9 protein-coding genes are annotated in these 11535 nt (G+C 65.6%); 2 read left to right on the plus strand and 7 right to left on the minus strand.

The window, feature by feature from the left end:
• From ACGFNP_RS43130 to ACGFNP_RS43160, 7 genes are all read right to left on the minus strand, one after another.
• On the minus strand, positions 1–1788 hold the full coding sequence (locus ACGFNP_RS43130; protein ID WP_393328689.1) for a hydantoinase B/oxoprolinase family protein: 1788 nt from the start codon (positions 1786–1788) through the stop codon (positions 1–3).
• A 23-nt stretch (positions 1789–1811) separates the two neighbouring features.
• On the minus strand, positions 1812–3911 hold the full coding sequence (locus tag ACGFNP_RS43135) for a hydantoinase/oxoprolinase family protein (protein WP_393328691.1): 2100 nt from the start codon (positions 3909–3911) through the stop codon (positions 1812–1814).
• 65 nt (positions 3912–3976) lie between these two features.
• The gene (locus ACGFNP_RS43140; RefSeq protein ID WP_393328693.1) at positions 3977–4849 is read right to left on the minus strand and encodes an ABC transporter ATP-binding protein; all 873 of its coding nucleotides are present in this window, start codon (positions 4847–4849) and stop codon (positions 3977–3979) included.
• Positions 4842–5849 carry an ABC transporter ATP-binding protein gene (locus ACGFNP_RS43145; protein WP_393328695.1) on the minus strand — a complete coding sequence of 336 codons (1008 nt, stop codon included), beginning with the start codon at positions 5847–5849 and terminating at the stop codon, positions 4842–4844. Before ACGFNP_RS43145 ends, ACGFNP_RS43140 begins: the two co-directional genes overlap by 8 nt.
• A complete protein-coding gene (locus tag ACGFNP_RS43150; protein WP_393328697.1) occupies positions 5846–6715 on the minus strand; it encodes an ABC transporter permease in 870 nt (289 codons plus the stop codon). Before ACGFNP_RS43150 ends, ACGFNP_RS43145 begins: the two co-directional genes overlap by 4 nt.
• Positions 6712–7665 (minus strand): ABC transporter permease, encoded by a 954-nt coding sequence (locus ACGFNP_RS43155; protein WP_393328698.1) that lies wholly within the window; start codon positions 7663–7665, stop codon positions 6712–6714. The genes ACGFNP_RS43150 and ACGFNP_RS43155 overlap by 4 nt, the downstream gene beginning before the upstream one ends.
• Positions 7666–7670: 5 nt before the next feature.
• Positions 7671–9299 (minus strand): ABC transporter substrate-binding protein, encoded by a 1629-nt coding sequence (locus ACGFNP_RS43160; RefSeq protein WP_393328700.1) that lies wholly within the window; start codon positions 9297–9299, stop codon positions 7671–7673.
• A 183-nt stretch (positions 9300–9482) separates the two neighbouring features.
• On the opposite strand from ACGFNP_RS43160, the gene ACGFNP_RS43165 reads away from it, so the two are divergent.
• Together ACGFNP_RS43165 and ACGFNP_RS43170 are read left to right on the plus strand one after the other, a co-directional pair.
• Positions 9483–10373: an LLM class flavin-dependent oxidoreductase gene (locus tag ACGFNP_RS43165; RefSeq protein WP_393328702.1), complete on the plus strand. Its 891-nt coding sequence runs from the start codon at positions 9483–9485 to the stop codon at positions 10371–10373.
• On the plus strand, positions 10370–11284 hold the full coding sequence (locus ACGFNP_RS43170; protein ID WP_393328704.1) for a cyclase family protein: 915 nt from the start codon (positions 10370–10372) through the stop codon (positions 11282–11284). The genes ACGFNP_RS43165 and ACGFNP_RS43170 overlap by 4 nt, the downstream gene beginning before the upstream one ends.
• Positions 11285–11535 lie beyond the last annotated feature (251 nt).

Consider the following 11535-nt stretch of genomic DNA (forward strand, 5'->3'; position numbering starts at 1 on the left):
TTACCTCTTGCGGCTGTTGCGCAGCTCGGATGTCGCTTCGACCTCGACCTCGTAGCGGTCGAGCCCGATGGGGACGAGTACGACGCCATACACGCCCTGTGCGTCTTCGAACCGGATCCAGCCTTCTTCCGCGTCACGGCGGACGGCTTCCGCCTCCCGTTCAAGAGGGCGCCCATAGCCACCACCGCCTGCTCCGTAGCCTACCACGTGCTCCCCTGGCGAGAGGTCGACCGAGAACGTGGGCGTGAGTGGATGCCAGGTTCCCTCGTGGTCGACCCGGTAGCCGGCCGTAAGGTTGCCGTCGAGGCCGCCGCAGACGCCTCGGGCAGGCGTCTCGTAGCCGTCCGAGGCCGAGGCGACGGTCATCGGAGCGTGAGTCGGGCCGAACCCGACCTCGAGCGTCGGGGCACCCCGGTGGCGTCCATGGCCTCCGCTTGAAGGAACGATGCGCAACATCTCGAATCGGACGGGGAATCGCTGTTCATCCACCTCGATGCTGTTGCGGTAGAGCAGACCGGCTACGCAGGGAACGGTGTAGGTCAGCCAGCCGTCCGACAGGGCCGAAGCGGGCCCGCCGTTGTTGCCCACGGGAAAGAACGCCAAGTAGTCCTGGCCCTTACGAGGGTCGTAGCCGTGGATCTCCGGATACGAGACACCTAGGTCCACGCCGCCCTCGGCGACTCCCCAGCCCTCTCCGAGCTGGGCGAAGGCAGCCTGCACGAGGTTGATCACGCGACTCGTGGGAACCGACGTCGACATCGCCAGTGATGCGGGGAACCGGGGAATGCCGATGATGCAGTTCTCCCGCAGATGGATGCGCACGCGGCGGAATGAGCCTGCGTTGTGCGGAACGCCCGGGTCGACCGATCCGAAGACGCCCTGCATCACCGCGCTGATGGTGCAGGCGACGGACGCGTTGATGCCGGCGGGGAGGCAGTCGATGTTGTCGCGAAGGTCGACGTCGATGTAACCACTGTCGGGGTCGACGGTGACCTCGGCCTTCAGCGGGATGCCGGCCGGGGCGACTGGCATCGGGTCGAGTCGGTTCTCCGCCATGATGCGGCCGGCGGGCAGCTGCTGGATCTCGGTGATCATCATGCGCTCCGAGTAGTCGAGCCACTCGGTCGCTGCCTGCTCGACCAGTTCGACGCCGTACTTCGCTACCAGGTCGGCGATGCGACGCTCTGCGGTCCGGCCCGCTCCGAGCATGGCGCGGTAGTCGCCGTACCACTGGTCGGGGAAGCGAACATGCCGCCGCACCAGACGGGTGATGTCCTCGATCTCGCGGTAGTTCCGCTCGACCCGGGTTGCCGGGAACGCCAACGATCCCTCGGCGTGGACATCCACCGCGTCGATCGCCTCGCTGCCCGGGTACGGGCCGCCGGAATCGACAACATGGCCCTTGGCGATGGCGGTGAAGACGTGCCGGCCATCCACGAAGATCGGTACGAGGACGCCGAGGTCAGGGACGTGCGGCGCGCCACTGTAGGGGTCGTTGTGGAGAAAGGCGTCGCCGGGCGCCAGGTCGGGGTGGTTATCGACCATTTGGGCGGTCTGCATGTCGGCCCCGTAGTTCTGCACGGGGAGGCCCTCAGCGGAGGCGAGCAACTGGTTGTCCGCGGTCACGATGGCGCACGAAAAATCTCGGGAGACGCTGATCAACGGTGAGAAGGCCGCCTTCTGCAGCGTGTGCGACATCTCGCGTACGACCGCCTCGAAGCGGTTGGCGAGCACGGAGAGCAGAATGGGATCGATCGAGCGAGCGTCTTGTTCCACAGTCTCGGTCACCGGTTTCTCCTTTCTTGAAGTGATCAATGTCCTGAGCCGGATCCGGTGGAGATCGTCATGAGGTAGTGACCTGACGGAGTCAGGTTGACGTCCGCGTCCGGGTAGACGACGATCGTCGTCGTGGGTTCGAGGATGAGTGCCGGCCCGTTGACGTGGTGACCCGGCCGCAGCGCATCGCCCAGATAGACCGGCACGTCGAACGAACCGCCCTCGGTGAAGTAGGCGTGCCGCGTGTGGTGCGGCTCCGGGCCGTCGCTCGCTTCTCCCCCGATGACGCTCGTGGCCGGCCGAGGGCGCTGAGCATCGGCAGTGAGGCGCCCGCGCCAGACAAGTACTTCGACGTCGCCGACTCCGGCCACGGAGAAGACACGCTCGTGGGCCTCACTCACCGATCGACGCAGGATCTCGACATCCTCGTCGGTGCGGATCCGGGAGAACGGAAGCTCCACCTCCAAGTCCCAGACCTGGCCCGGGTAGCGAGCCTCCACGAGGTAGTGGCGCTCGAACTTCTCGAAGCCACGATCACGCAGGCGCCTTTCCTGAACGTCGAGTTCGGCGTCGATGTCGGCGAGCACCTCGTTGACATAGTCGCTGGGCCCATCGGCTGAGGCGAACAGGCGGCTTCGCCACGTCTCGGAGACGATGTCCGAGAACTGTCCACCGCAGGCACTGAACGCTCCGGAAGTCCGGGGGATGAGGACCTGGCGGCAGCCGAGCTCGCCCGCGATCGGTCCGATGTTCAAGCCGGCCGCGCCGCCTCCGGCGACGATCACGCTTTCACGAGGGTCGACGCCCTCGCTGATCGTAATGTCGTGGACTGCCATGACCATCCGCTCGCTGGCCACGGTGATGACCCCGGCCGCCGTGCGCTCCAGAGACTCGCCGAGCTGGTCGGCCAGCGGCTGGAGAGCTCTGCGCGCCGCGTCGACGTCGATGCGCATCCGGCCGCCGAGGAAGTACGCCGGGTCGATGTATCCGAGAACGACGGCCGCATCGGTCACCGTAGGTTGTGTGCCGCCTCGTCCGTAGCAGGCCGGACCAGGCTCTGAGCCGGCACTCTGAGGACCGACCCGCAAGAGTCCCCCCGCGTCGATCCACGCGATGGATCCTCCGCCCGCGCCGACACTGCGGATGTCGACCGAGGCGAGCCCGGTCAGGTTTCCGGTGAACTTGGGCCCGAGCCACGTGTCGCGGGTGAACTTGATCCGACCGCCGCGCAGGAGGCTGACGTCGAAGCTGGTGCCTCCGGTGTCGGCCACGATGAAGTCCGCCGCATCGGTCTCGCTCGTGCCGTACTCGCGCGCCGCGACGGGGGCGAGAGACGGTCCCGACTTCAGTGTGTAGATCGGACGCGCAACGAGGTCTTCGATATGGGAGGTTCCACCGAACGAGGACGCGCCGAGCAGCTCACCCTTGAACCCCGCAGCCAGGAGGTCATCGCGGACATCGCGAAGGTGACGCTGCATGAGCGGCTTTACGGACGCATCGATCGCCGCGGACGATGATCGTGGGTACTCGCCGGTGATCGGATTGAGGTCGCTCGACAAGGTGTACGGAACGTCGGGGAGACTGTCCTCGATCATTCGCCCGATCGCCTGCTCGTGTGCGGGGTTGGCCACGGCGTTGATCAACGAGACCGCGACCGCCTCCACGTGGCGATCCCTGAGCTTGCCGAGCGTCGAGCGGACCGACTCCTCATTGAGCGGTCTCACGACATCGCCCTGCGCGTCGATGCGCTCGTCGATCTCGAACGTCAGTCGCCGAGGTATGTACGGCTCGGGGTACACCTCGCCGAAGTCGTATGCGCTGTGCTTTCCGCCCTGACGAAGGACGAGGGTGTCCGGAAAGCCCTTGGTGGTCAGGAAGGCCGTCGTTGCAACATTGCCGGTGAGCATCGCGTTCGTCGCATGTGTGGTGGCGTACACGAACAAGTCACACCGCTCGAGAATCGTCGAAACTGGAAGGCCGATGTGTTCCGCGGCCATCTCCAAACCCGCCTTCAAGCCATCGAAGATCCGGTGGTAGGTCGTCGGACTCTTGCCGAGCACGAGGCGGCCGTCTTCTCCGGCGACGACGACGTCGGTGAAGGTGCCTCCGGCGTCAACTGTGATCTTGAACGACAACGTGCTTCCTTTCGACTGCGTTCATGCTCGAACGCTCCGAACGTCGCGGCAATCGCGACCTGGGCTCAGCTCCGCGATGCGGATGGAAAGGTCTCGGGCGCCAACGAATCGGACGTCGAAGACATCCGACGTCGCGGCCGCCAGCCAGGACGCGGAATCGACGAGATCAGCCGGCGCGTGTAGTCGTCCTGAGGATCGCTGAGCACGCGGCCGACCTCGCCTCGCTCGACGACGCGACCGCGATGAAGAACGACCACGGAATCACACAGCTGCCGCACCACGGCAAGGTCGTGTGAGATAAAGAGATAGGCGACACCGGTTCGCTCGCGAATGTCGGCAAGCAGATTCAGGACCTGCGCCTGGATCGACACGTCCAAGGCCGCCACCGCCTCGTCAAGAATCAACACGTGCGGATTCGCGGCGAGTGCGCGGGCGATCGCGACGCGTTGGCGCTGCCCGCCGGAGAGCGCGCGAGGTAGGGCGTCGGTCTGCCGGGCATCAAGGCCGACCATGTCGAAGAGTTCGTCGACCCGAGTTTTCCGGGCCGCTCGATCCAGGGTGGGCGCGTGCAGCCTGAGCGTTTCATCGACGGCATCACGCCCTCGCTGGCGCCGATCCAGAGACTGGTACGGATCCTGGAACACCATCTGTACGACGCCGCCGCGGCGGCGCCGTTCGCGCTGGCTCACTCGCGCAGTCGGCCATACCTGACCGTTGACCACGAGTTCTCCAGATGTCGGACGCTCGAGCCCCACGATCATTCTGGCGGTCGTCGACTTCCCCGACCCGGACTCCCCGACGACGGCCAATGAGCCTGCCGCAGCAAGCGCGAACGACACGTCGTCGACAGCGACGAACTCTTCGCGCCCCACCGCGTCGGCGCGTCGAACCCGAAAAGTCTTGGTGAGGCCACGTACCTCCAGCACCGGCTCAGGCATGTGCTTTCCCTTCTTCTCCCTCAGCGAGCGCCTGCTCGGCGAAGTGGCATGCGACCACTGAGGGTCCGACCTGCCGCGGCTGCGGTCGCTCGGCGAAACATCGGTCGACGGCGAGTGGGCACCTGGGGGCGAACGCGCACCCGTCGCCGGCCTCGAAGGCCGAGATCGGCCGACCCGGAACTGTGAGGAGGCGCTCACCTGGGTGCTGATCGATTCTGGGCCGCGCGCCGAGAAGCGCGATCGTGTAGGGATGCGTGGATCTGTCCCGCAGGTGCTCAGCCGGCAGCTCCTCCACGACTCGGCCGGCGTACATGACTACGATCCGATCGCAGACGGCACTGGCGAGCTCCAGGTCATGCGTGATGAAGAGCATGCCCAGATCGCGTTCGCGCCGTTGCTCATCGAGGATTGCCATGACCTCTTCCTGCGTCGTCACGTCCAGGGCGGTTGTCGGCTCGTCCGCGAGGATCAGGCGGGGCTCTGCCGCGAGCACGGACGCGATCATCACTCGTTGCAGGAGGCCGCCCGAGAGCTGCCATGGATGCTGGTGCAGGCGACGCTCGGCATCGGTGATCCCCACCTCGCGCAACAGGTCCACGACCTTGCGGTCCGCGTCCTTGCGGGCAAGGCCGCGGTTGCGGACCAAGCCCTCGGTGAGGAAGTCGCCGATCGTGTGCACCGCATTGATGTGCGCCCTGGGGTCCTGGAAGATCAGCGCGAGCTCACTCGCGCGCAACTTGCGAAGGCCGGCGGCATCAAGCGCGGTGACAGAGACGCCGCCCACTCGGATTTCACCCGAGAGTTGAGCGCCTCGCGGCAACAATCGCATGATCGAACGTGCCGTCAGAGACTTGCCTGAGCCCGACTCGCCGACGAGCCCGACCGACTCGCCGGCGTCGATCTGGAGGTCCACCCCGTGAATGGCGGTCCGAGTCTCCCCTCCGACCCGGAGGTCCAGACGAAGGTCAGTGACCTTGAGAAGCGGTTTGCTGGTCGTCATGTGCGGTCCTCATGTCCGAAACGACGGGCGAGCGCCTCACCCACGAGGTTGAAACTCACGACCGAGACGACCACGACGACGACGGCGAACAGTGACTGCTGCGGATAGCCACTGACAATGGAGGGCTGACCGTTCGCGACCATGACGCCCCAGTCGGGCGCCGGCGGCTGTGTTCCCAGTCCGAGGTACGAGATCGCGGCGAGGTCCAGCAGTGCATAGCCGAAGCCGACGGCGCACTGAACCGCGATGAGAGGCATCAGGTTGGGCAGCAGGTGCCGGATGCAGATCGACCATGCGGAAGCTCCCTGGACTTGCAGCGCTTCGATGTACGGAAGGCTGCGTTCCTTGAGCGCTGACGCCCGTAGTACTCGGGCCAGCACAGGAACGTACGCGACCGACAGCGCCAGGACTGGCGCGAGGAAGCCGGCGCCGAAGATGGCGGCGGCAACAACGGCGAGCACCAGACCCGGGAACGAGAAGGTGACCTCGATGACGCGGGAGATCAGGCTGTCGATCCAGCCACCGTGCCAGGCGGCGGCGATCGCGAGTGCGGTCGCAAGGACGGCCGCCAGGAGGATGACCAGCGCAGGCCCCGCCAGGCTGACGCGTGCGCCGACGAACAGGCGCGAGAGGAGGTCGCGGCCCGAGTCGTCGGTGCCGAGCCAGTGCTGCGGCGACGGCGGGGCGTAAGGGCCGGCCGTGCCGATCTCGACAGGATCATGTGGTGCGATCCAGGGTCCGAAGATCGCAACGAGGACGAACAGGACGCACAGCGAGGCCGCGACAACGGTGACCGGTCCGAGCGATGCCACGCGTCGCAGGGCTGAGCCTCGGCGTTTGTCCAACATCAGTTGCGCCACGCTCATGAACGCGCTTCCTTTCTGGCCAGGCCCGGATCCAGGGCGACGTTGACCACGTCGACAACGGTGTTGGCGACGACGAACACGGTCACCATGAACATCGCCAGGATCTGAACGACCGCGATGTCCTGGCGCTGCGCCGCCTGGACGAGCAGAGATCCAAGCCCGCTCACGCCGAAGGCGGATTCGACGACAGCGGTTCCCGCGACCAGAGTGGCGACCATCGTCCCTGAGATGGCCAGGATCGGTCCCGACGCGTTGCGTAGCACGTGGTGGCGCGTGATGTAGGCCGTGGACAGTCCCCTGCTCCGTGCGGTGTCGACATGTTCCGAATCGATCTCACTGGCCACGGCAGACCCGGTCGTGCGCGCGATGTACGCGATGAAGCCGAAGCTGATGGCCAGAGCCGGGAGGGTCAGGTGGTGAAGCTTGTCGATGAACCCGTCGCCTGAGCCGTAGATCGGGAACCACGACAAGCGCGTCGCGAAGATCCAGATCAGCACGATCGACATGACGAACGACGGGATCCCCATGGCGATCGTGGTCGCCATGGTAATGATGGTGCTCGTTCTGCCACGACGCAGGCCCGCGACGATGCCGAGGGCGACCCCGACACCGATGACGATGATGCTGGAGTAGGCCACCAGGAGCACCGTGTTGGTGGCTCGGCCGGCCAGTAGAGCGGCAACGTCGCTGCGGTAGACCACCGACCTGCCCAGGTCGCCGGTCAAGAGGTTCGACAGCCAATGCCAGTACTGCACCCAGAACGGGTCGTTCAAGTGGTACTCGGCTCGGATCGCGTCGAGCACAGCGGGGTCAGGATGACCGCCGCCGGCCAGTCCCGCCGCCGGATCGCCGGGCGCGAGGGCGAGCGCGGCGAATATCAGCACGCTGGAGGCAAGCAAAGTGATGGCCACGCCGGCGAGTCGCCGGAGCGTGAAGACGAGGACGGTCATTGCTGCTACTTACCGCCCAGGCGCGCAGCCCAGGGCGAGCTAAGGAACGCCGATGACGTCGTCACACCGGTCAAGTCGTTGCGCAGGAAAGTGCGCACATATTGGCCGGCGAGCATCACCATCGGGCGATCCGAGGCGAAGATCGCTTGCGCCTCGGCGAACAGACGTGCCGACTTCTCGGGTTCGACCGCCGCGCGAGACTCCTCCAGCAAGCGGGTCACTTCGGCGTTCTGGTAGCCGGAGTAATTGAAGAACCCTCCGGGCAGCACGTACGTCGGGGCGTAGTAGAGCGTTCCCGGCACCTCTATCCAGCCCGGCGTGAGCACGAAATCCACGCCCGCACGGAGAGCCTCGTCGAAGAAAAAGGCGTCGAAGTCGGTGGGCTGGAGAGGCTTGAGCTTGGTGTCGAAGCCCAGCTTTGTCGCGGCCGCCTGCACGATGTTCGCGGCCTGGAGCGTCATCGCGTCCCCTGCCTTGAACACGAAGGTGAGAGACTTCTGCGTCGGCTTCACCTGCTCGACGAGCTCCTTGGCCTTCTTCAGGTCCTGCGTTTTGTCCGGGAGCGCGTTGTAGGCCTTCCTCAGATGCTCCGATCCGGGGATGCCTTCAAAGACGATCGGCGGGGTCATGGTCTTCAGCGGCTCGCCGTACCCACGAAGCACGTCCCTGACGAACGCCTTCTTGTCGATGCTCAGATCGAGTGCTTCTCGAATCCTGGGATCAGCGGCGGGGCCCTTGGCCGTGACGGGGAAGAAGCCCATGAACATGCTCGACGGCCCCGTGTAAAGGCTGCCGGTCTTGGAATTCCTGAATGCTTCGACGCTGCCGACCGGCGCGTTGAAGGTACCGTCGATCTCGCCCGCGAGCAGCGCGCTCGTCAGAGTCGCGCTGTCGGTGATGAATCGGAAGTCAAGCTTGCTCACCAGGGGCGAACCACCCCAGTAGGTCCCGTTCTTGAGAACGGTGATGGCTTCGCCCGGCGACCATTTGTCGAGCTTGTACGGGCCAGTGCACATGAGCCCACCGCTGAGGGTGCCGAGCTTGTCGCCGGCCGCCACGCTGAATGCCCTCTGCATGATGGTGCCTCCGAAGGAGGCCATCGCGTAGCGGAACTGGGCGTCGTGGGACTTGAATGTGATCGTGACCTGGAACGGGCCGGTCTTCTTGATCTTGTCCACGTAGGTGTAGACGTAACCGTACGCGCTGAGCTTGGGGTCGAGGTTCCGGCTGAGGGAGTAGGCGACGTCATCTGCGGTCATCGGCCGGCCATCCCAGAAGGAGACGCCCTTTCGAAGGTCGATCACGAAGGTGGTGGCGTCGGTCCAGTCGGCCGATGTCGCCAATCCCTGGTTGACCGAGTAGTCCGGTCCCATGCGGAGCAGGCTCTCGCACAGATTCGAGACGACGGTTTCCTCGGATTCACCGAAGGCACGTACAGGGTCGAGCGACAGGGGCTCACCGAACGGGAGCGCCCACTTCACCAGATCCACTGGCTTCGTCGCGGCTGGGAGCGACTCGACCAGGTCAGTCGGGCCGCGATCGTTCTTGGTGCTGCCGTCGCTGCTGCTGCACGCGGCGAGCAGCGTCAATGAAACTGCCGCACAGGCGGCGACAAGTCCGCGTTTCGCAATCATTCTCGTACCTCTCGATCACTCGGGAACCGGCGCGGCGTCCCCCGTGACTCGATCCAGCACCGTCGTGTGGCGGAGGACACATGGTTCTTGCCGTCGGCCCCCGTTGGCAATGAGCTCGTCACTGACTCTCCGCATTGCGGAATGACGCTTTGGCGGCTCGACAGGACGCGCTTGAGTAGCGCCGTGATCGGTATTGGCCTGCCTCAAATTCGCGACGATTTGCCCGTACGCGCCGCCGAGCTCACAACCTTTGTGAGTACCGCAGAACAGGTCGGCTTCGACTCTGTCTGGGTTGCTGAGGCGCCGTGGACCCAGCCGTCCCTGGACCCCTTCGCCGCGCTCGCCGTGGCGGCGACTCGGTCGACGCGGCTGCGCCTCGGCACGGCCGTTCTCGTGCCGCTGAACTATCCTCCGGTCCTGTTCGCACGAGCGGTGGCAAGCATCGACGTGCTCGCTGGAGGGCGGCTGACGCTCGGTATCGGCGTCGGAGAACCGGCAGTGGAGGCCTCCGAACCGTTGTCGCAGCGTGCCGATCGGTTCGAGCATCTCGTCGGCGACCTACGCCACGCCTGGGGCCACGGATCCCCTGATCCTGGCAGGCCACGTATCGGCGTTCACGCCGTGGGCGGCTCGATTCCGATGGTGATCGGCGCACGAGCAGGGCGGGCGCTGCGACGTGCCGCACGCGTCGGCGACGGATGGGTCTGCTCCGCGTGGGCGGACATCGACGGCTTCGTCGCGCAGCGAGCGGTCGTCGATGCGGAGCGCCAGGCAAGCGGTTGCGATGCGACCGAGTTCCGGTACATCAAGCGCTGTTACGTCGCCATCGAGCAACGCGCGCATGACGTGGAGTCGTGGTTCCACGCTGCGTCCGGCAGCGAAGCACCAGGCGGCGGCATCCTCTTACGGGGTTCAGCCGATGCTGTCGAAGTCCAGTTGCGGAGACTCAAGGATGCTGGAGCTGACGAGCTGATCCTCCAGTTCGTGGGGATCGACGAACGCAGGCAGATGGAAGTCCTCGCAGCAAGTGGTGCATTAAGCCGGCTCGCCGGCGGGGAGGGTGGAAAGGCATGAACGTGCTCAGGCCTGAGATGTCAGACGACGATTTGCTTTCACTAGCCAAGCGCGTGTCAAACGTCGGCCGCTGGGGAGACGCCGACGAGTTGGGCACGCTGAACTACATCACGCCGTCCAAACGCCGGGAGGCGGCCGCGCTCGTGCGGAACGGCGAGAGCATCTCCATCGCGCGCGATCTCAGCACGTCGCCCGAACCGCAGACCAACGAGGCGATCGACCACAAAGTACTGTTCTCCGTTCCCGGCCACGACGCGGCCTACGACTTCCTGGGCATCGCTCCGCACGGATTCTCGGTCACGCACCTGGACGCCATCTGCCATTCCACCTGGAACGGCGCCTTGTACAACGGCCGCGAAGTTCGAGACGTCCTCCGCCACGACGGACTGGCCTTCGGGTCGATTCACGCGATGCGTGAGGGGATCTTCACGCGTGGGGTCCTACTTGACGTCGCGGCGGCGCTCGACGTCGACTTCCTTGAGCCCGATCACCTGATCACAGTCGACGAACTCGAGCGTGCGGAGGATCTCGCCGGCATCCGCGTGGGAACGGGTGACGCCCTTCTCGTCCGGACCGGCAGGCGCAGGCTGGAAGCGGCGCGAGCCGGGCAGCCCTACGACGAACGCGCGGGCCTCGGCGCCCGCTGCGTCGAGTGGATGCATCGCCGGGAAGTCGCGGTCTACGGCGGCGACTGCGTCGAACTGATGCCGTACCCCAGCGAGATCATCCGCATGCCGCTGCACCACATCGGCATGCCGTTCATGGGCCTGTGTCTTCTCGACTGGCCGGAGGTCGAGGGACTCAAGGCGGCATGTGAGCGCCACGAGCGCTGGGAGTTCCTCCTCACCGTCGCCCCGGTTCGACTGCCGCGGGGGACAGGCGCCGCGGTCAACCCGATCTGTGTCTTCTGAGGATTCCTCTCATGCCAAGCAGTCCCGACACCCTCAAACGCGACGCTGCATTGTGGTTCGTCGTGGTCCGATTGGTCGCCCTGAGTTGCGTCGGCATCCATGTCCTCATGCTCGTCCTGCGTGCAGATGCCGTCGGTGTCATCATGGCCGTCGTCTCGGTCGCGTCCTCGGAGCGGTGTAAAAGGCTCAACGAGGTAGGTGCCGCGGGTTGATCTTAGGCGGCGGCCGTTTCGGGTGTCGAGTCGGACGCC

This window comes from Nonomuraea sp. NPDC049269 (assembly GCF_043197155.1).
Lineage (GTDB): Bacteria > Actinomycetota > Actinomycetes > Streptosporangiales > Streptosporangiaceae > Nonomuraea.

Excerpts from the sequence above, each read along its gene's own strand:
- ACGFNP_RS43140 (WP_393328693.1), bottom strand. The coding sequence starts at position 4,849 with ATGCCTGAGCCGGTGCTGGAGGTACGTGGCCTCACCAAGACTTTTCGG.
- ACGFNP_RS43145 (WP_393328695.1), bottom strand. The coding sequence starts at position 5,849 with ATGACGACCAGCAAACCGCTTCTCAAGGTCACTGACCTTCGTCTGGAC.
- ACGFNP_RS43150 (WP_393328697.1), bottom strand. The coding sequence starts at position 6,715 with ATGAGCGTGGCGCAACTGATGTTGGACAAACGCCGAGGCTCAGCCCTG.
- ACGFNP_RS43155 (WP_393328698.1), bottom strand. The coding sequence starts at position 7,665 with ATGACCGTCCTCGTCTTCACGCTCCGGCGACTCGCCGGCGTGGCCATC.
- ACGFNP_RS43160 (WP_393328700.1), bottom strand. The coding sequence starts at position 9,299 with ATGATTGCGAAACGCGGACTTGTCGCCGCCTGTGCGGCAGTTTCATTG.
- ACGFNP_RS43170 (WP_393328704.1), top strand. The coding sequence starts at position 10,370 with ATGAACGTGCTCAGGCCTGAGATGTCAGACGACGATTTGCTTTCACTA.